Origin of the sequence: Klebsiella sp. CD33 (genome assembly GCF_051992865.1) — a bacterium.
In the GTDB taxonomy this organism is placed as follows: Bacteria; Pseudomonadota; Gammaproteobacteria; order Enterobacterales; family Enterobacteriaceae; genus Klebsiella; species Klebsiella pneumoniae.
The window spans coordinates 426,246-444,474 of record NZ_CP197023.1 but is presented as its reverse complement, the minus strand read 5'-3'; the positions used below and the strand labels follow the sequence as shown (position 1 = coordinate 444,474).

Genomic DNA, 18,229 nt, shown 5'->3' with positions numbered 1-18,229 from the left:
CGGTCGTCTCTTCTGAAGCCCGGGTTCGCCGGGCATTTTTATTTTTGCGCTTATGAAAAAGAATATAAATTTACGCAGCCTGGCCGCCCAGGCTATCGAGCAAGTTGTTGAAAAAGGGCAGTCTTTAAGCAACGTACTGCCCCCTCTACAGCAGAAAGTCAGCGATAAAGATAAAGCGCTACTGCAGGAGTTGTGCTTTGGTGTACTACGTACTCTAAGCCAGCTGGAGTGGCTTATCAGCAAGCTAATGGCGCGTCCGATGACCGGCAAACAGCGCACCGTGCACTTTCTGATCATGGTTGGTCTCTATCAGTTACTCTACACCCGCATTCCACCACACGCCGCGCTGGCGGAAACGGTAGAAGGCGCGGTGGCCATTAAACGCCCGCAGCTTAAAGGGCTAATCAACGGCGTGCTACGCCAGTTCCAGCGCCAGCAGGAAGCGTTGTTAGCCGAATTTGCTGAGCATGAAAACCGCTATCTTCATCCCAAATGGCTGCTGAAACGCCTGCAGCAGGCCTGGCCGCAGCAGTGGCAGGAGATCGTCGAGGCGAACAACCAGCGCCCGCCGATGTGGCTGCGCGTTAACCGCAACCATCATTCCCGGGATGAGTGGCTTGCCCTGCTTAACGAGACCGGTTTAGAGGGCTTTACCCACCCTGATTATCCGGACGCCGTACGCCTGGCCACCCCTGCTCCGGTCCACGCGTTACCAGGCTTTGCCGAAGGCTGGGTGACCGTCCAGGATGCCTCGGCTCAGGGCTGTATGCGCTACCTGCAACCGGAAAATGGCGAACGCATTCTCGATCTCTGCGCGGCGCCGGGCGGGAAGACGACGCATATTCTGGAAGTCGCTCCCCAGGCTCAGGTTATGGCGGTGGATATTGATGAACAGCGTCTGTCCCGCGTCTATGACAACCTGAAACGGCTGGGCATGAAAGCCGAAGTCAAGCAGGGCGATGGCCGCTTCCCTGAGCAGTGGTGTGGCAATGAGCAGTTCGATCGTATTCTGCTGGATGCCCCCTGCTCCGCAACCGGCGTTATTCGCCGCCATCCGGATATCAAATGGCTGCGCCGGGATCGGGATATCGCCGAGTTAGCCCAACTGCAGGCCGAGATCCTCAATGCCACCTGGACGCACCTGAAGCCAGGCGGCACGCTGGTTTACGCAACCTGTTCTATTCTGCCGGAAGAGAACAGTCAGCAAATTGCCGCTTTCCTCGCGCGAACTCCGGATGCAGAACTTCACGCCACCGGCACGCCGGCGAGCCCCGGGCAGCAAAATCTGCCGGGCGTGGAAGAAGGTGATGGCTTCTTTTACGCTAAGCTAATCAAACGTCGGAACTAATGGGTCACTGCAGATGAAGATTATTATTCTGGGCGCCGGCCAGGTCGGCGGCACGCTGGCGGAAAACCTCGTCGGCGAGAACAATGATATTACGCTGGTTGATACCAATGGCGACCGTCTGCGCAGCCTGCAGGATAAGTTCGACCTGCGTGTCGTCCAGGGGCATGGCTCTCACCCTCGCGTACTGCGTGAGGCGGGGGCCGATGATGCCGATATGCTGGTAGCGGTCACTAGTTCGGACGAAACCAACATGGTGGCCTGCCAGGTCGCTTACTCATTGTTCAATACGCCAAACCGCATAGCGCGTATTCGTGCGCCTGATTACGTTCGTGATGCGGAAAAGCTCTTCAACTCTGAAGCGGTACCCATCGATCACTTAATCGCTCCGGAACAACTGGTCATCGACAACATCCACCGTCTGATCGAATATCCCGGCGCGCTGCAGGTCGTGAACTTCGCAGAAGGAAAAGTCAGTCTCGCGGTAGTAAAAGCCTATTATGGTGGCCCGCTGGTGGGGAATGCCTTATCCACTATGCGGGAGCATATGCCGCATATCGATACGCGCGTGGCCGCCATTTTCCGCCACGATCGCCCCATCCGCCCGCAGGGCTCGACGATTGTCGAGGCCGGAGATGAAGTCTTCTTTATTGCCGCCTCGCAGCATATTCGCGCGGTCATGAGTGAACTGCAGCGACTGGAAAAGCCGTATAAGCGTATTATGCTGGTCGGCGGGGGCAATATTGGCGCGGGTCTGGCCCATAAGCTGGAAAAAGATTACAGCGTTAAGCTTATCGAACGTAATCAGCAGCGAGCCGCTGAGCTAGCGGAAAAGCTGCAGCATACTATCGTCTTCTACGGGGATGCATCGGACCAGGAGCTGTTGGCTGAAGAGCATATTGACCAGGTGGACCTGTTTATTGCCGTCACTAACGACGACGAAGCCAATATTATGTCGGCTATGTTGGCCAAGCGAATGGGCGCGAAAAAAGTGATGGTGCTAATCCAGCGCAGAGCCTACGTGGATCTGGTCCAGGGTAGCGTCATCGATATTGCGATTTCGCCTCAGCAGGCCACAATTTCCGCACTCCTCAGTCATGTCCGTAAAGCCGATATTGTCGGCGTCTCCTCCTTGCGCCGCGGCGTTGCAGAAGCGATTGAGGCAGTCGCGCACGGCGATGAGAGCACCTCCCGGGTAGTCGGGCGTTCGATCGATGAGATCAAACTTCCACCGGGCACGATCATCGGCGCCGTCGTGCGGGGCAATGACGTGATGATCGCCAATAATAATCTACGGATCGAGCAGGGCGACCATGTGATCATGTTTTTGACCGATAAGAAGTTTATTTCCGATGTCGAAAGGCTGTTCCAGCCAAGTCCTTTCTTCCTGTAATTCCCAGGGCGCCGAACAGGCGCCTTTTTATTATCCCTTATTATTCAAAGGTTAATATTTTGCAGTAACTATCTGCTGGGAATGGCAAATGAAAATACATTTGTTAAACTTACAACGTCAGCTGGCACAAGGAGAATAAAATGAGTTTTTTAAAAGAGTTTCGCGAATTCGCGATGCGCGGGAACGTTGTCGATTTGGCAGTGGGTGTGATCATCGGTGCAGCATTCGGTAAAATTGTTTCATCACTGGTCGCGGATATTATTATGCCGCCACTCGGCCTATTGATTGGCGGGATCGATTTTAAACAGTTTGCCGTCACGCTACGTGATGCCCAGGGCGATGTCCCGGCTGTGGTGATGCATTATGGGGTATTCATTCAGAACGTTTTCGATTTTATCATCGTCGCGTTTGCCATCTTCATGGCGATTAAATTGATGAATAAGTTAAATCGTAAGAAAGAAGAGGCTCCGGCGGCACCGCCAGCTCCCTCTAAAGAAGAAGTTCTGCTGAGCGAAATTCGCGATCTGCTGAAAGAACAAAACAACCGTTCTTAATCAGCAGAGAAAGCAGAAGGCCAGTGGTAAAAAAGCGATTCGCTTGCTTGCCACTGGCCTCCCGATCAACCCTTCCTGCATGTTTATCTTTACGTTGATAGCTTCCTTTCCCTTTCTTGTTTTTCTCTACGCGCTGCCTGAATAACGGATCGTGGAGAAGTGCCTCAATGGCGTTATCTTTAATTTGTCCTTTAGTATGCTGATAGCGACTCATAGTTACTCCGGTATATGTATAAACTCGGCGCGAGTGTAGATCCGCGCGTTTAAAAAATCAACGTCCGCCATTGCCGTTGCTGGCCCCTTGTTCAAGGGCCTCAAGGATAGAACAGTAAACGCTGCTGTGGGCAGTGCCGCAACAGGCATCGTTGAGCCGCTGCAGAGAGCGGCGCATCGTCTGTAGCTCTTTAATCCGCGCCTCAACTTCACTTAATCGCGCCTGAACGATCCCTTTCGACTCCTGACAGGTATGATGCTCCGGATCGATGCGGATCGACAATAATTCGCGGATCGCTTCCAGGGTGAAACCCAGTTGTCGGGCATAACGAATAAAGCGCAGCCGTTGAAGATCGTTATCCGAGTACAGACGAAATCCTCCCTCGGTGCGTATGTCATGATCCATCATCCGCTGCTTTTCATAGTAGCGGATGGTATCAGGCGTCACGTCAGCCAGTTTTGCCAATTCACCAATACGATACATATTTACTCCTGATTTATTTTTTGCAGCAACGCATCGGCGTACTCACCGCGTAAAAAGTCGGTGTTCAGACCTGCCTGACGTAACTTCAGCTCGAGCAGGGCAAGGCGTTTGCTAAGTTCGGCATGACGCGGATCGTCCTGACGGACGCCGTTCAGTAAGTCTGCCAGAGCCAACGCTTCTTTGCGTTGCTCCAGTTCCGGAGGAAGACATCCTGCATTTTTCAGAAGGCGATAGCCTGCCCGCAACTCCGCCGGCACATGTGAATCGTCATCGAGAGTCAGCGGTTCTCCGCTGCCGGGTAAATTATCGAACTCACCTTTGGTTTGGGCATCGAGGATATGACGTTCCGCCCACTGATCCAGCAACCACATTCTACGGCTCCAGGGGATGAACAAAAAGAGTACAGATAGTGTAGTGAAATGGGGATGGGGTAGATATAAAAAAACCCGCCAGGGCGGGTTTTTTTACGTTACTACAGATTACTCTGCAGCAGCTTCTGCTTTCGGCTCAGCACGATCAACCAGCTCGATGTATGCCATCGGCGCGTTGTCGCCTGCACGGAAGCCACACTTCAGAATGCGAGTGTAACCACCGGCGCGGCTCGCGAAACGCGGGCCCAGCTCGTTAAACAGTTTTGCCACGATCTCGTTATCACGAGTGCGGGCGAATGCCAGACGACGATTAGCAACGCTATCAGTCTTGGCAAGAGTAATCAGCGGCTCAACTACGCGACGCAGTTCTTTCGCTTTCGGCAGGGTCGTCTTGATGATTTCATGACGAACCAGCGAACCTGCCATGTTACGGAACATAGCCTGGCGATGGCTGCTGTTGCGGTTCAGTTGACGACCACTCTTACGATGGCGCATGACCTTATCCTTCTCAGTAAAACCTTAACCTGTGATCCGGTTACTCGTCAGCAATGCTTGCTGGTGGCCAGTTTTCCAGGCGCATGCCCAGAGACAGTCCACGGGAAGCCAGCACGTCTTTAATCTCAGTAAGAGATTTTTTACCCAGGTTCGGCGTTTTCAGCAACTCAACCTCGGTACGCTGTACCAGATCACCGATATAGTGGATAGCTTCTGCCTTGAGGCAGTTAGCAGAGCGGACAGTCAATTCCAGATCGTCAACAGGGCGCAGCAGGATCGGATCGAATTCTGGTTTCTCTTCTTTCACTTCTGGCTGACGTACATCACGTAGGTCAACAAAAGCTTCCAGTTGTTCAGCCAGGATGGTTGCCGCACGACGAATCGCCTCTTCAGGATCGATTGTGCCGTTGGTTTCCATTTCGATGACCAGCTTGTCCAGGTCGGTACGCTGTTCTACACGCGCAGCTTCAACATTGTAGGCAATACGCTCTACAGGGCTGTAGCAGGCGTCGACCAGCAGACGGCCGATTGGGCGCTCATCTTCTTCCGAATGAATTCGGGCAGAAGCCGGCACATAACCGCGACCGCGCTGAACTTTGATACGCATGCTAATAGCAGCGTTCTCATCAGTCAGGTGGCAAATCACGTGCTGCGGCTTGACGATTTCGACATCACCGTCGTGGGTAATGTCGGCTGCGGTCACAGGGCCAATGCCAGATTTATTCAAAGTAAGGATGACTTCATCTTTACCCTGAACTCTCACCGCCAGCCCTTTCAGGTTGAGCAGGATTTCAAGGATGTCTTCCTGAACGCCTTCTTTGGTGCTGTACTCGTGCAGTACACCATCAATCTCAACCTCGGTCACCGCGCAACCCGGCATCGATGAGAGCAGAATACGGCGCAGTGCGTTACCCAGAGTATGGCCGAAGCCACGCTCTAAAGGCTCAAGGGTCACCTTGGCGTGCGTCGAACTCACTTGCTCGATATCGACCAGGCGCGGTTTTAGAAACTCTGTCACAGAACCCTGCATTGTGTCCTCTCTTTGGTACTAAGCTTTACTTGGAGTAAAGCTCGACGATCAGGTGTTCGTTAATGTCCGCAGACAGATCAGAACGCTCCGGCTGACGCTTGAACGTACCTTCCATCTTGCCAGCATCAACTTCCAGCCAGGTTGGCTTTTCACGCTGCTCAGCCAGCTCCAGAGCGGCTTTCACGCGAGATTGCTTTTTCGCTTTCTCACGAATGCTGACAACGTCATTCGCTTTAACCTGATAAGAAGCGATGTTAACAACACGACCGTTTACCATAATCGCTTTGTGGCTAACCAGCTGGCGTGCTTCAGCACGAGTGGCGCCGAAGCCCATACGGTATACAACGTTGTCCAGACGACCTTCCAGCAGAGCCAACAGGTTTTCACCGGTGTTGCCTTTCAGACGTGCTGCTTCTTTATAGTAGTTACGGAACTGACGCTCCAGCACACCGTACATACGGCGAACTTTTTGCTTTTCACGCAACTGCACACCATAGTCAGACAGACGCGGCTTACGCGCACCGTGCTGGCCAGGAGCTTGTTCAATTTTACACTTGGTATCGATCGCGCGAACGCCAGACTTAAGGAATAAGTCGGTGCCCTCACGACGGCTCAGCTTGAGCTTAGGACCCAAATATCTTGCCATTTTCTTTCTCCAACTAACCTGGAAAACGCAGCGTTATACGCGACGTTTTTTCGGCGGACGACAACCGTTATGAGGGATCGGAGTCACATCAGTAATATTAGTGATGCGGAAACCAGCGGCGTTCAGTGCACGAATGGTAGATTCGCGACCCGGACCCGGACCTTTGACCATAACTTCCAGATTCTTGATGCCGTATTCTTTTACGGCTTCTGCGCAACGCTCTGCTGCAACCTGAGCTGCGAACGGAGTGGATTTGCGAGAACCACGGAAACCGGAACCACCGGCTGTTGCCCAACCCAGTGCGTTACCCTGACGATCAGTGATGGTAACGATGGTGTTGTTAAAAGAAGCATGGATATGAGCCACGCCGTCAGAGACTTGTTTTCTTACACGCTTACGTGCACGAATTGGTGCCTTTGCCATTATTCAATCACCCCGATTATTTCTTGATCGGTTTACGCGGACCCTTACGGGTACGTGCGTTGGTCTTGGTACGCTGACCGCGAACCGGGAGACCACGACGATGACGCAAACCACGGTAGCAACCAAGGTCCATCAGACGCTTGATGCTCAGGGTGATTTCACGGCGCAGATCACCTTCAACGACAAATTTACCTACTGCTTCACGCAGAATATCAATTTGTTCTTCAGACAGCTCACTGATCTTAACATTTTCAGCGATGCCCGTTTCAGCGCAGATGGCTTTAGAACGGGTTTTGCCGATACCGAAAATAGCGGTTAAAGCGATAACGGTATGTTTGTGATCAGGAATGTTAATGCCTGCTATACGGGCCACTATGCACTCCTACTATTTAATATGTACGCACCATGCTGAAAAGCCCGTTTTCAGGATACTCAAATGGAAACGTACAGACATACAAAAGATTGGCTGGCTAATCTAGCCAGCTCAATCCAACTTTGCAAGAAAAATATGCGAAAAAATCAGCCTTGGCGCTGTTTATGCTTCGGCTCGGCACTGCAAATCACACGGATGACACCATCACGCTTAACGATTTTGCAGTTACGGCATAATTTCTTGACGGAAGCACGAACTTTCATTTTTACTCTCCGTAACTTCTCGGGCGACCAGTTTTAACGGCCGTAGCCTTTCAGGTTCGCCTTCTTCAATGCAGACTCATACTGACTGGACATCATCAGAGTTTGCACTTGAGCCATAAAGTCCATAATCACGACAACAACGATAAGCAGCGAGGTCCCACCGAAGTAGAACGGCACTTTCATCGCGTCACGCATGAACTCCGGGATCAGGCAGATAAAAGTAATGTACAACGCACCAACCAGAGTCAGGCGAGTCATCACTTTATCGATATACTTCGCCGTTTGCTCTCCCGGACGAATTCCTGGTACAAATGCACCGGACTTCTTCAGGTTATCTGCTGTTTCACGCGGGTTGAAAACCAACGCCGTGTAGAAGAAACAGAAGAAGATGATTGCAGACGCATAGAGTAACACATAAAGCGGTTGCCCAGGCTGCAAATACAGCGAAATTGTTGTCAGCCAGTTCCAACCAGTACCACCCCCGAACCATGACGTGATGGTTGCCGGGAACAGTATAATACTGGAAGCGAAGATTGCCGGGATTACCCCCGCCATATTCACTTTCAGCGGTAAATGTGTGCTCTGTGCAGCATAGACACGACGACCCTGTTGACGTTTCGCGTAGTTTACCACAATGCGGCGTTGACCACGCTCAACGAATACAACAAAGAAGGTCACTGCAAATACTAATACTGCAACCAACAGCAACAGGAGGAAGTGCAGGTCGCCTTGACGCGCTTGCTCGATAGTATGGGCGATGGCCGGCGGGAGTCCCGCAACGATACCGGCGAAGATAATGATCGAGATACCGTTACCAATACCACGTTCAGTGATCTGTTCGCCGAGCCACATCAGGAACATAGTCCCTGTGACCAGACTGACAACAGCGGTGAAATAGAATGCAAAGCCTGGATTAATCACCAGGCCTTGCATACCAGGCATATTCGGCAGACCGGTAGCAATACCGATCGACTGGAATATCGCCAGCACCAGAGTACCGTAGCGGGTGTACTGGCTGATCTTACGACGACCAGACTCCCCTTCTTTCTTCAGTTCCGCCAGCGGTTGATAAACCACCGTCAGCAGCTGCACGATGATCGATGCCGAAATGTACGGCATAATCCCCAGCGCAAAGATAGAAGCACGGCTGAGAGCACCACCAGAGAACATGTTGAACATTTCAATGATGGTGCCTCGCTGTTGCTCAAGCAGTTTGGCAAGTACAGCGGCATCAATACCAGGGATCGGAATAAAAGAGCCAATACGGAACACTATCAGCGCACCGACCACAAACAGAAGTCTGCGTTTCAGTTCGCCAAGGCCACCTTTGGCACTTTGAAAATCTAATCCCGGTTGTTTAGCCATCTGCTACTTATTCCTCAATTTTACCGCCAGCAGCTTCGATAGCAGCACGAGCACCTTTAGTCACACGCAGGCCACGAACAGTTACCGGACGAGTTACCTCACCAGACAGGATCACTTTCGCGAACTCGATCTGGACACCGATAATGTTAGCCGCTTTCAGCGCGTTCAGGTCTACTACATCGCCTTCTACGTGAGCCAGATCGGAGAGACGGATCTCTGCGGTGATCATCGCTTTACGAGAAGTGAAGCCGAATTTCGGCAGACGACGGTACAGAGGCATCTGACCACCCTCGAAACCGCGACGTACGCCACCGCCAGAACGAGATTTCTGACCTTTGTGACCACGACCACCGGTTTTACCGAGGCCAGAACCGATACCACGACCCAGGCGTTTACCCGCCTTTTTGGAGCCTTCGGCCGGAGACAGAGTATTTAAACGCATCTCTTACTCCTCAACTTTAACCATGAAGGAAACCGCGTTGACCATACCACGAACAGCAGGAGTATCCTCGCGCTCTACGGTGTGACCAATACGACGCAGACCCAGGCCAAGCAGCGTTGCCTTGTGTTTCGGCAGACGACCGATTGCACTGCGGGTTTGAGTAATTTTAATAGTCTTTGCCATGGTTTATTTCCCCAGAATTTCTTCAACGGATTTACCACGCTTGGCAGCGACCATATCCGGGGACTTCATGTTTTCCAGACCGTCGATAGTTGCACGAACCACGTTAATCGGGTTAGTGGAACCATACGCTTTAGCCAGAACGTTACGAACCCCAGCGACTTCCAGAACGGCGCGCATTGCACCACCGGCGATGATACCGGTACCTTCGGAAGCCGGCTGCATGAATACACGAGAACCCGTGTGAGTACCCTTAACCGGGTGCTGCAGGGTGCCGTGGTTCAGCGCGACGTTAATCATATTGCGACGGGCTTTTTCCATCGCTTTCTGGATCGCTGCTGGAACTTCACGCGCTTTACCGTAACCAAAACCAACGCGACCGTTACCATCGCCTACTACAGTCAGAGCTGTGAAGGAGAAAATACGACCACCTTTAACGGTTTTAGATACGCGGTTTACCGCGATCAGCTTTTCCTGCAGTTCGCCAGCTTGTTTTTCGATGTGAGCCATCTTACACCTCTACCTTAGAACTGAAGGCCAGCTTCACGGGCAGCATCTGCCAGTGCCTGGACACGACCATGATATTGGAACCCGGAACGGTCAAAGGAAACATCTTTGATGCCTTTTTCCAGAGCGCGTTCAGCGACAGCTTTACCCACAGCTGCTGCAGCGTCTTTGTTACCGGTGTACTTCAGTTGTTCAGCGATAGCTTTTTCTACAGTAGAAGCAGCTACCAGAACTTCAGAACCATTCGGTGCAATTACCTGTGCGTAAATGTGACGCGGGGTACGATGTACCACCAGGCGAGTTGCGCCCAGCTCCTGGAGCTTGCGGCGTGCGCGGGTCGCACGACGGATACGAGCAGATTTCTTATCCATAGTGTTACCTTACTTCTTCTTAGCCTCTTTGGTACGCACGACTTCGTCGGCGTAACGAACACCCTTGCCTTTGTAAGGCTCAGGACGACGGTAGGCGCGCAGATCTGCTGCAACCTGGCCGATCACCTGCTTATCAGCGCCTTTCAGCACGATTTCAGTCTGAGTCGGACATTCTGCAGTGATACCCGCAGGCAGCTGATGATCAACCGGGTGAGAGAAACCTAAAGCCAGGTTTACTACATTCCCTTTGACCGCTGCACGATAACCTACACCAACCAGCTGCAGCTTCTTAGTGAAGCCTTCGGTAACACCGATAACCATTGAGTTCAGCAGGGCACGCGCGGTACCAGCCTGAGCCCAACCGTCTGCGTAACCATCACGCGGACCGAAGGTCAGTGCATTATCTGCATGTTTAACTTCAACAGCATCGTTGAGAGTACGAGTCAGCTCGCCGTTTTTACCTTTGATCGTAATAACCTGACCGTTGATTTTTACATCAACGCCGGCAGGAACAACGACCGGTGCTTTAGCAACACGAGACATTTTTTCCTCCGATTAGGCTACGTAGCAGATAATTTCGCCACCAAGACCAGCCTGGCGCGCTGCACGATCAGTCATAACACCTTTAGAGGTAGAAACAACTGCGATACCCAGACCGGCCATAACTTTCGGCAGCTCATCTTTTTTCTTATAGATGCGCAGACCTGGGCGGCTGACACGCTGAATGCTTTCTACAACAGCTTTGCCCTGGAAATACTTGAGAGTAAGTTCCAGTTCAGGCTTGGTGTCGCCTTCAACTTTAAAATCTTCGATAAAACCTTCTTCCTTCAGCACGTTGGCGATTGCCACTTTCAGCTTGGAGGAAGGCATGGTGACCGCAGCTTTGTTCGCGGCCTGACCGTTACGGATACGGGTCAGCATATCCGCGATCGGATCTTGCATGCTCATCTGTCTTTACTCCCGTGATTCAATTGGTGACAATTACCAGCTAGCCTTTTTCAGACCCGGGATTTCACCGCGCATAGCGGCTTCACGGACCTTAATACGGCTCAACCCGAACTTCCGCAGGAAACCATGCGGACGACCTGTTTGACGGCAGCGGTTACGCTGACGAGACGGGCTGGAATCACGCGGCAGAGTCTGCAGCTTGAGAACGGCATTCCAACGATCTTCGTCGGTTGCGTTCACATCAGAGATGATAGCTTTCAGTTCAGCGCGTTTAGCGAAGAATTTATCAGCTAAAGCCACGCGCTTTACTTCGCGTGCTTTCATTGATTGCTTAGCCATTAAGTAACCCTACCTTACTTGCGGAACGGGAAGTCAAAGGCAGCCAGCAGAGCACGGCCTTCTTCGTCAGATTTCGCAGTAGTGGTAATGGTAATATCCAAACCACGAACGCGGTCGACTTTATCGTAGTCGATTTCTGGGAAGATGATCTGCTCACGGACACCCATGCTGTAGTTGCCACGACCGTCGAAAGACTTAGCGGACAGGCCGCGGAAGTCACGAATACGCGGTACAGCAATAGTGATCAGGCGCTCAAAGAACTCCCACATGCGTTCGCCACGCAGAGTTACTTTACAGCCGATCGGATAGCCCTGACGGATTTTGAAGCCTGCAACTGATTTGCGTGCTTTGGTGATCAGCGGTTTTTGACCGGAGATTGCTGCCAGGTCAGCTGCTGCGTTATCCAGCAGTTTCTTGTCAGCGATCGCTTCACCAACACCCATGTTCAGGGTGATCTTCTCGACCCGAGGGACTTGCATGACAGAATTGTAGTTAAACTCAGTCATGAGTTTCTTAACTACTTCGTCTTTGTAGTAATCATGCAGTTTCGCCATCGTACTACTCCAAATTACTTGATAGTTTCGCTGTTAGACTTGAAGAAACGGACTTTTTTACCGTCTTCGAATCTAAAGCCTACACGGTCAGCCTTGCCGGTTGCCGCATTGAAGATTGCAACGTTAGAAACCTGAATTGCAGCTTCTTTTTCAACGATGCCGCCTGGTTGGTTCAGAGCCGGAACCGGCTTCTGGTGTTTCTTAACCAGGTTGATACCTTCAACAATGACCTTGCCGGAAGACAGGACATTCTTAACTTTACCGCGCTTACCTTTATCTTTACCGGTTAACACGATAACTTCGTCATCACGACGGATTTTCGCTGCCATGATTCGCTCCTTAGAGTACTTCTGGTGCCAGAGAGATAATTTTCATGAACTTCTCGGTACGAAGTTCACGAGTTACCGGCCCAAAAATACGCGTACCGATAGGCTGCTCGCTGTTATTGTTCAGAATAACGCATGCATTACCATCGAAGCGAATGACAGAACCGTCCGGGCGACGAACACCCTTCTTGGTGCGCACCACTACCGCCTTCAGCACATCACCTTTTTTGACCTTACCACGCGGAATTGCTTCTTTGATGGTGATCTTGATGATGTCGCCTACGCCTGCGTAGCGACGGTGCGAGCCACCCAGAACCTTGATACACATTACGCGACGTGCACCGGAGTTGTCGGCGACGTTCAGCATAGTCTGTTCTTGGATCATTTTAGTGCTCCGCTAATGTCAACTACTACTGAGACCCGAAAATTAGGGTCGTTAAAAAGCCCCATATCGAGGGCGCGGCATTATAACACCACAAACCAGATATGGGTAGAAAAAATAAACGGCTCATCGCTGAGCCGTTTATCCGTATCGAGAATGCGTACTCTATTACAGAACCGCTTTCTCTACAACGCGAACCAGCGTCCAGGACTTAGTCTTGGACAGCGGACGGCATTCGCGGATTTCAACCTTGTCGCCGATACCGCATTCGTTGTTCTCGTCATGTACGTGCAGTTTGGTCGTACGCTTGATGAATTTACCGTAAACCGGGTGTTTCACCATACGTTCGATAGCAACAACAATGGATTTCTCCATTTTGTCGCTAACTACGCGACCTTGCAGAGTACGGATTTTATCGGTCATTACGCACCCGCCTTCTGAGTCAGTAAAGTCTTAACGCGTGCAACATCACGACGCACTTGCTTCAGCAGATGAGTCTGTTGCAGCTGGCCACTTGCAGCCTGCATGCGCAGGTTGAACTGCTCACGCAGCAGGTTCAGCAGCTCAGCGTTCAGCTCTTCAACGCTTTTTTCACGCAGCTCTTTTGCTTTCATTACATCACCGTCTTAGTTACAAAGGTGGTTTTGATCGGCAGTTTCGCTGCTGCCAGGCCGAATGCTTCACGGGCCAGCTCTTCCGGTACACCGTCCATTTCATACAGGACTTTACCCGGCTGAATCAAGGCAACCCAGTACTCCACGTTACCTTTACCTTTACCCATACGAACTTCCAGCGGCTTCTCGGTGATCGGTTTGTCCGGGAATACACGGATCCAGATCTTACCTTGACGCTTAACTGCACGGGTCATAGCACGACGTGCTGCTTCGATCTGACGTGCAGTCAGACGACCACGGCCAACAGCTTTCAGACCGAAAGTGCCGAAGCTAACATCCGTACCCTGCGCCAGACCACGGTTGCGGCCTTTGTGCACTTTACGGAATTTTGTACGCTTTGGTTGTAACATCAGCGACGCTCCTTATTTACGGCCTTTACGCTGCTGCTTTTTAGGTTGAGCAGCCGGTTCCGGTTGTTCAACAGCAGCCATACCACCCAGGATCTCACCTTTGAAGATCCATACCTTAACGCCGATTACACCGTAAGTGGTGTGCGCTTCAGAGGTGTTGTAGTCGATGTCAGCACGCAGAGTGTGCAGCGGTACGCGACCTTCACGGTACCATTCGGTACGTGCGATTTCCGCGCCGCCCAGACGGCCGCTAACTTCAACTTTGATACCTTTAGCGCCCAGACGCATTGCGTTCTGTACAGCACGCTTCATCGCACGACGGAACATAACGCGACGTTCCAGCTGAGAAGTGATGCTGTCAGCAACCAGTTTTGCGTCCAGTTCAGGTTTACGAACTTCGGCGATATTGATCTGTGCAGGTACGCCAGCGATATCCGCTACGACCTTGCGCAGTTTTTCTACGTCTTCGCCTTTCTTACCGATAACGATACCCGGGCGAGCGGTGTGAATGGTCACACGGATGCTCTTAGCCGGACGCTCGATAACGATGCGAGATACAGACGCTTTAGCCAGTTCTTTAGTCAGGAACTGACGTACTTTAAAATCGCTGTCCAGGTTGTCAGCGAATTCTTTGGTGTTCGCGAACCAGGTAGAGTTCCATGGTTTGACAATACCCAGGCGAATACCATTAGGATGTACTTTCTGACCCATTGCTAGTCTCCAGAGTCTCAGCGATCGGACACAACCACAGTGATGTGGCTGGTGCGCTTCAGGATGCGATCTGCACGACCTTTAGCACGCGGCATAATGCGCTTCATGCTCGGGCCTTCGTCTACGAAAATTTTCGCAACTTTCAGATCATCAATGTCAGCGCCATCGTTGTGTTCAGCGTTAGCAATGGCAGATTCCAGTACCTTCTTGACCAGTACAGCAGCTTTTTTGTTGGTGTAGGTCAGAATATCCAGGGCCTGCGACACTTTCTTACCGCGAATCAGGTCAGCTACAAGGCGAACCTTCTGAGCAGAAGAACGAGCATGGCGATGTTGAGCTAAAGTTTCCATCTCTTCCTCCTACCTTATTTCTTCTTCGCTTTTTTATCAGCAGCGTGGCCGCGATAAGTACGAGTCGGTGCGAATTCACCCAGTTTGTGACCGACCATTTCGTCGGAAACAAATACTGGAACGTGCTGACGACCATTATGGACAGCGATGGTCAAACCGATCATGTTAGGAAAGATCGTTGAACGACGGGACCAAGTGCGCAGGGGCTTCTTGTCTCCGCTTTCCACCGCTTTCTCTACCTTCTTCAGCAAGTGCAGGTCAATAAAAGGACCTTTCTTGAGAGAACGTGGCATGGCTTATCCTCTAAAATTATTTGCTACGGCGACGTACGATGAATTTATCAGTACGCTTGTTGCTGCGGGTCTTCTTACCTTTGGTCTGCAGGCCCCACGGGGATACCGGGTGCTTACCAAAGTTACGACCTTCACCACCACCATGTGGGTGGTCTACTGGGTTCATCGCAGTACCGCGAACGGTAGGACGAACACCACGCCAGCGTGCAGCACCTGCTTTACCCAGAACGCGCAGCATATGCTCAGCATTGCCAACTTCGCCCAGAGTCGCGCGGCAGTCTGCTTCGACTTTACGCATTTCACCAGAACGCAGACGCAGGGTGACATAAGCACCGTCACGAGCAACGATCTGAACGTAAGTACCAGCGGAACGAGCCAGCTGACCGCCTTTACCTGGTTTCATTTCTACGTTATGAACGGTAGAACCAACCGGGATATTGCGCATCGGCAGGGTGTTGCCTGCTTTGATTGCAGCATCAACGCCAGACTGAATCTGGTCGCCAGCTTTCAGGCCTTTCGGGGCCAGGATGTAACGGCGCTCGCCGTCTTTGTACAGAACCAGCGCGATGTTCGCGGAGCGGTTCGGATCGTACTCAAGACGTTCAACAACTGCCGGGATACCATCTTTGTTGCGTTTGAAGTCAACAATACGGTAAGCCTGCTTGTGGCCACCACCGATATGACGGGTGGTGATACGGCCATTGTTGTTACGACCACCGGATTTGCTGTTTTTTTCCAGCAACGGAGCAAAAGGTTTGCCCTTGTGCAGCTCTGGGTTAACCACTTTAACGACGTGGCGACGACCCGGAGATGTCGGTTTACATTTAACAACTGCCATTGTATTACTCCTCCGACTTACTCAGCGCCGCCAACGAAGTCCAGATTCTGGCCTTCTTTCAGGGTGACGTAAGCTTTTTTCCAGTCGCTACGACGACCGATACGCTGTCCGTGACGTTTAACTTTCCCTTTAACAACCAGGGTGTTAACGACTTCGACTTCGACTTCAAACAGTTTCTGCACAGCAGCTTTGATTTCTGCTTTGGTCGCGTCTTTAGCAACTTTGAGAACGATGGTGTTTGTTTTTTCCATCGCAGTAGACGCTTTTTCAGAAACGTGCGGTGCGCGCAGCACCTTCAGCAGACGTTCTTCACGAATCATGCCAGCATCTCCTCAACTTGCTTAACAGCATCAGCAGTCATTACGACTTTGTCGAAGGCGATCAGGCTAACCGGGTCGATACCGTTCGCATCACGTACGTCAACCTTATGCAGGTTACGTGCGGCCAGGAACAGGTTCTCGTCCAGCTCACCGGTGATGATCAGCACATCTTCCAGAGCCATGTCTTTCAGTTTCTGTGCCAGCAGCTTAGTTTTCGGCGCTTCAACAGAGAACTTCTCGACAACGATCAGACGATCCTGACGTACCAGTTCGGACAGAATGCTTTTCAGCGCGCCGCGGTACATCTTCTTGTTAACTTTTTGACTGTGGTCCTGCGGACGAGCAGCGAAGGTCACGCCACCGGAACGCCAGATCGGGCTCTTGATAGAACCAGAACGCGCACGGCCGGTACCTTTCTGGCGCCACGGTTTTTTACCGGAGCCAGTGATTTCAGCACGAGTCTTCTGAGCACGAGTGCCCTGACGCGCACCGGCTGCATAAGCAACAACAACCTGGTGAACCAGCGCTTCGTTGAAATCACGACCGAAGGTAGTTTCGGAAACAGTCAGCGCGCTCTGCGCGTCTTTCAATACTAATTCCATTGCTATCTCCTCACGCCTTCACAGCTGGTTTAACGATCAGGTCGCTACCGGTCGCACCCGGGACAGCACCTTTAACCAGCAGCAGGTTGCGCTCAGCGTCAACACGTACTACGTCCAGGCTCTGAACGGTTACACGCTCATTACCCAGCTGACCTGCCATTTTCTTGCCTTTGAACACTTTGCCCGGAGTCTGGTTCTGACCGATAGAACCCGGAACGCGGTGGGACAAGGAGTTACCGTGAGTAGCGTCCTGGGTACGGAAGTTCCAGCGCTTAACGGTACCAGCAAAACCTTTACCTTTAGAGGTACCGGTTACGTCAACTTTTTTAACGTCAGCAAACAGTTCAACGCTAATGTTCTGACCTACGGTGAATTCTTCGCCGTCAGCCAGACGGAATTCCCACAGACCACGGCCAGCTTCAACGCCAGCTTTAGCGAAGTGACCCGCTTCCGGCTTGGTTACACGGTTAGCTTTTTTAGCACCGGTGGTAACCTGGATTGCGCGGTAGCCATCGTTAGCCAGGTCTTTAACCTGAGTAACACGGTTTGCTTCAACTTCGATTACGGTTACTGGGATAGAAACGCCATCTTCAGTGAAGATGCGGGTCATGCCCACTTTTTTACCGACTAAACCAATCATTGTTTCAACCTCTCAATCGCTCGATGACCTGATTAACCCAGGCTGATCTGCACGTCTACACCGGCAGCCAGATCCAGACGCATCAGAGCATCAACGGTTTTTTCAGTTGGCTCAACGATGTCAACCAGACGCTTGTGAGTGCGAATTTCGTACTGGTCACGCGCGTCTTTGTTGACGTGCGGGGAGATCAGAACGGTAAAGCGCTCTTTGCGGGTCGGCAGCGGGATCGGACCACGGACTTGCGCACCAGTGCGCTTAGCAGTCTCGACGATTTCCGCGGTTGATTGATCGATCAGACGATGATCAAACGCTTTCAGGCGGATACGGATTCTTTGGTTCTGCATGAGACCAGAGCTCCAATTATTTTATAGACGAAATGATTACTCCTCATACCCATTACGATTGATGGGAGAGTGTAACCGTTCTTACATAGTCCCCCGATTGGGG

General features: G+C 51.7%; 34 protein-coding genes. 3 read left to right on the top strand and 31 right to left on the bottom strand.

Annotated elements, in window-relative coordinates; translation table 11 throughout:
* Window positions 1–52: 52 nt before the first annotated feature.
* The 3 genes from rsmB to mscL all read left to right on the top strand — a co-directional run bounded on the left by rsmB (window position 53) and on the right by mscL (window position 3,292).
* Window positions 53–1,348 carry a 16S rRNA (cytosine(967)-C(5))-methyltransferase RsmB gene (gene rsmB, locus ACR809_RS02140; protein ID WP_004212524.1) on the top strand — a complete coding sequence of 432 codons (1,296 nt, stop codon included), beginning with the start codon at window positions 53–55 and terminating at the stop codon, window positions 1,346–1,348.
* Between the two features lie 13 nt (window positions 1,349–1,361).
* On the top strand, window positions 1,362–2,738 hold the full coding sequence (gene trkA, locus ACR809_RS02135) for a Trk system potassium transporter TrkA (protein WP_002919153.1): 1,377 nt from the start codon (window positions 1,362–1,364) through the stop codon (window positions 2,736–2,738).
* A gap of 140 nt (window positions 2,739–2,878) precedes the next feature.
* A complete protein-coding gene (mscL, locus tag ACR809_RS02130; protein WP_004145325.1) occupies window positions 2,879–3,292 on the top strand; it encodes a large-conductance mechanosensitive channel protein MscL in 414 nt (137 codons plus the stop codon).
* On the opposite strand, the gene ACR809_RS02125 is transcribed toward mscL, so the two are convergent.
* The 31 genes from ACR809_RS02125 to rpsJ all read right to left on the bottom strand — a co-directional run bounded on the left by ACR809_RS02125 (window position 3,228) and on the right by rpsJ (window position 18,126).
* Window positions 3,228–3,506 carry an alternative ribosome-rescue factor A gene (locus tag ACR809_RS02125; RefSeq protein WP_004188380.1) on the bottom strand — a complete coding sequence of 93 codons (279 nt, stop codon included), beginning with the start codon at window positions 3,504–3,506 and terminating at the stop codon, window positions 3,228–3,230. The genes mscL and ACR809_RS02125 overlap by 65 nt on opposite strands.
* 57 nt (window positions 3,507–3,563) lie before the next feature.
* A complete protein-coding gene (zntR, locus tag ACR809_RS02120) occupies window positions 3,564–3,989 on the bottom strand; it encodes a Zn(2+)-responsive transcriptional regulator (RefSeq protein WP_108452815.1) in 426 nt (141 codons plus the stop codon).
* Between the two features lie 2 nt (window positions 3,990–3,991).
* Window positions 3,992–4,360, bottom strand: a complete 369-nt coding sequence (locus tag ACR809_RS02115; RefSeq protein WP_002919204.1) for a DUF1992 domain-containing protein — start codon at window positions 4,358–4,360, stop codon at window positions 3,992–3,994.
* 108 nt (window positions 4,361–4,468) lie between these two features.
* A complete protein-coding gene (rplQ, locus tag ACR809_RS02110; protein WP_002919206.1) occupies window positions 4,469–4,855 on the bottom strand; it encodes a 50S ribosomal protein L17 in 387 nt (128 codons plus the stop codon).
* Between the two features lie 40 nt (window positions 4,856–4,895).
* A complete protein-coding gene (locus tag ACR809_RS02105; RefSeq protein ID WP_002919219.1) occupies window positions 4,896–5,885 on the bottom strand; it encodes a DNA-directed RNA polymerase subunit alpha in 990 nt (329 codons plus the stop codon).
* Window positions 5,886–5,910: 25 nt separating this feature from the next.
* The gene (gene rpsD, locus ACR809_RS02100; RefSeq protein ID WP_002919224.1) at window positions 5,911–6,531 is read right to left on the bottom strand and encodes a 30S ribosomal protein S4; all 621 of its coding nucleotides are present in this window, start codon (window positions 6,529–6,531) and stop codon (window positions 5,911–5,913) included.
* Window positions 6,532–6,564: 33 nt separating this feature from the next.
* Entirely contained in the window at window positions 6,565–6,954 is a 390-nt protein-coding gene (gene rpsK, locus ACR809_RS02095; RefSeq protein ID WP_002919257.1) for a 30S ribosomal protein S11, read from the bottom strand.
* Window positions 6,955–6,970: 16 nt separating this feature from the next.
* Window positions 6,971–7,327, bottom strand: coding sequence for a 30S ribosomal protein S13 (gene rpsM / locus ACR809_RS02090; RefSeq protein WP_002919259.1), 357 nt, complete (start codon window positions 7,325–7,327; stop codon window positions 6,971–6,973).
* A 146-nt stretch (window positions 7,328–7,473) separates the two neighbouring features.
* A complete protein-coding gene (rpmJ, locus tag ACR809_RS02085) occupies window positions 7,474–7,590 on the bottom strand; it encodes a 50S ribosomal protein L36 (RefSeq protein ID WP_000868187.1) in 117 nt (38 codons plus the stop codon).
* A 33-nt stretch (window positions 7,591–7,623) separates the two neighbouring features.
* Window positions 7,624–8,955, bottom strand: coding sequence for a preprotein translocase subunit SecY (secY, locus tag ACR809_RS02080; RefSeq protein WP_002919515.1), 1,332 nt, complete (start codon window positions 8,953–8,955; stop codon window positions 7,624–7,626).
* Window positions 8,956–8,962: 7 nt separating this feature from the next.
* Complete coding sequence (rplO, locus tag ACR809_RS02075) at window positions 8,963–9,397, bottom strand: 50S ribosomal protein L15 (protein ID WP_002919516.1); 435 nt, start codon at window positions 9,395–9,397, stop codon at window positions 8,963–8,965.
* Between the two features lie 3 nt (window positions 9,398–9,400).
* Window positions 9,401–9,580 carry a 50S ribosomal protein L30 gene (gene rpmD / locus ACR809_RS02070; protein WP_001140434.1) on the bottom strand — a complete coding sequence of 60 codons (180 nt, stop codon included), beginning with the start codon at window positions 9,578–9,580 and terminating at the stop codon, window positions 9,401–9,403.
* A 3-nt stretch (window positions 9,581–9,583) separates the two neighbouring features.
* Window positions 9,584–10,087: a 30S ribosomal protein S5 gene (rpsE, locus tag ACR809_RS02065; RefSeq protein WP_002919545.1), complete on the bottom strand. Its 504-nt coding sequence runs from the start codon at window positions 10,085–10,087 to the stop codon at window positions 9,584–9,586.
* Between the two features lie 14 nt (window positions 10,088–10,101).
* Complete coding sequence (gene rplR / locus ACR809_RS02060; RefSeq protein WP_000358960.1) at window positions 10,102–10,455, bottom strand: 50S ribosomal protein L18; 354 nt, start codon at window positions 10,453–10,455, stop codon at window positions 10,102–10,104.
* A gap of 9 nt (window positions 10,456–10,464) precedes the next feature.
* Complete coding sequence (rplF, locus tag ACR809_RS02055) at window positions 10,465–10,998, bottom strand: 50S ribosomal protein L6 (RefSeq protein ID WP_002919662.1); 534 nt, start codon at window positions 10,996–10,998, stop codon at window positions 10,465–10,467.
* Between the two features lie 12 nt (window positions 10,999–11,010).
* Window positions 11,011–11,403, bottom strand: a complete 393-nt coding sequence (gene rpsH / locus ACR809_RS02050; protein WP_002919665.1) for a 30S ribosomal protein S8 — start codon at window positions 11,401–11,403, stop codon at window positions 11,011–11,013.
* A 33-nt stretch (window positions 11,404–11,436) separates the two neighbouring features.
* Window positions 11,437–11,742, bottom strand: coding sequence for a 30S ribosomal protein S14 (gene rpsN / locus ACR809_RS02045; protein WP_002919667.1), 306 nt, complete (start codon window positions 11,740–11,742; stop codon window positions 11,437–11,439).
* 14 nt (window positions 11,743–11,756) lie between these two features.
* Window positions 11,757–12,296: a 50S ribosomal protein L5 gene (gene rplE, locus ACR809_RS02040; RefSeq protein ID WP_001096200.1), complete on the bottom strand. Its 540-nt coding sequence runs from the start codon at window positions 12,294–12,296 to the stop codon at window positions 11,757–11,759.
* 14 nt (window positions 12,297–12,310) lie between these two features.
* Entirely contained in the window at window positions 12,311–12,625 is a 315-nt protein-coding gene (rplX, locus tag ACR809_RS02035; protein WP_000729185.1) for a 50S ribosomal protein L24, read from the bottom strand.
* 10 nt (window positions 12,626–12,635) lie between these two features.
* On the bottom strand, window positions 12,636–13,007 hold the full coding sequence (rplN, locus tag ACR809_RS02030) for a 50S ribosomal protein L14 (protein WP_002919748.1): 372 nt from the start codon (window positions 13,005–13,007) through the stop codon (window positions 12,636–12,638).
* Window positions 13,008–13,172: 165 nt separating this feature from the next.
* Window positions 13,173–13,427 (bottom strand): 30S ribosomal protein S17, encoded by a 255-nt coding sequence (gene rpsQ / locus ACR809_RS02025; protein WP_002919751.1) that lies wholly within the window; start codon window positions 13,425–13,427, stop codon window positions 13,173–13,175.
* Entirely contained in the window at window positions 13,427–13,618 is a 192-nt protein-coding gene (gene rpmC, locus ACR809_RS02020; protein WP_002919754.1) for a 50S ribosomal protein L29, read from the bottom strand. Before rpmC ends, rpsQ begins: the two co-directional genes overlap by 1 nt.
* Window positions 13,618–14,028: a 50S ribosomal protein L16 gene (rplP, locus tag ACR809_RS02015; protein WP_002919759.1), complete on the bottom strand. Its 411-nt coding sequence runs from the start codon at window positions 14,026–14,028 to the stop codon at window positions 13,618–13,620. The genes rpmC and rplP overlap by 1 nt, the downstream gene beginning before the upstream one ends.
* A gap of 12 nt (window positions 14,029–14,040) precedes the next feature.
* Window positions 14,041–14,739: a 30S ribosomal protein S3 gene (rpsC, locus tag ACR809_RS02010; RefSeq protein WP_002919766.1), complete on the bottom strand. Its 699-nt coding sequence runs from the start codon at window positions 14,737–14,739 to the stop codon at window positions 14,041–14,043.
* A gap of 17 nt (window positions 14,740–14,756) precedes the next feature.
* A complete protein-coding gene (rplV, locus tag ACR809_RS02005) occupies window positions 14,757–15,089 on the bottom strand; it encodes a 50S ribosomal protein L22 (RefSeq protein WP_002919773.1) in 333 nt (110 codons plus the stop codon).
* Between the two features lie 14 nt (window positions 15,090–15,103).
* Window positions 15,104–15,382 carry a 30S ribosomal protein S19 gene (gene rpsS / locus ACR809_RS02000; RefSeq protein ID WP_001138115.1) on the bottom strand — a complete coding sequence of 93 codons (279 nt, stop codon included), beginning with the start codon at window positions 15,380–15,382 and terminating at the stop codon, window positions 15,104–15,106.
* A gap of 16 nt (window positions 15,383–15,398) precedes the next feature.
* Window positions 15,399–16,220, bottom strand: coding sequence for a 50S ribosomal protein L2 (gene rplB, locus ACR809_RS01995; RefSeq protein WP_002919786.1), 822 nt, complete (start codon window positions 16,218–16,220; stop codon window positions 15,399–15,401).
* Between the two features lie 17 nt (window positions 16,221–16,237).
* Window positions 16,238–16,540, bottom strand: coding sequence for a 50S ribosomal protein L23 (rplW, locus tag ACR809_RS01990; protein ID WP_000617546.1), 303 nt, complete (start codon window positions 16,538–16,540; stop codon window positions 16,238–16,240).
* On the bottom strand, window positions 16,537–17,142 hold the full coding sequence (gene rplD / locus ACR809_RS01985) for a 50S ribosomal protein L4 (protein ID WP_002919794.1): 606 nt from the start codon (window positions 17,140–17,142) through the stop codon (window positions 16,537–16,539). The genes rplW and rplD overlap by 4 nt, the downstream gene beginning before the upstream one ends.
* 10 nt (window positions 17,143–17,152) lie before the next feature.
* Entirely contained in the window at window positions 17,153–17,782 is a 630-nt protein-coding gene (rplC, locus tag ACR809_RS01980) for a 50S ribosomal protein L3 (protein ID WP_002919796.1), read from the bottom strand.
* 32 nt (window positions 17,783–17,814) lie between these two features.
* Window positions 17,815–18,126: a 30S ribosomal protein S10 gene (gene rpsJ, locus ACR809_RS01975; RefSeq protein ID WP_001181005.1), complete on the bottom strand. Its 312-nt coding sequence runs from the start codon at window positions 18,124–18,126 to the stop codon at window positions 17,815–17,817.
* Between the last annotated feature and the right edge of the window lie 103 nt (window positions 18,127–18,229).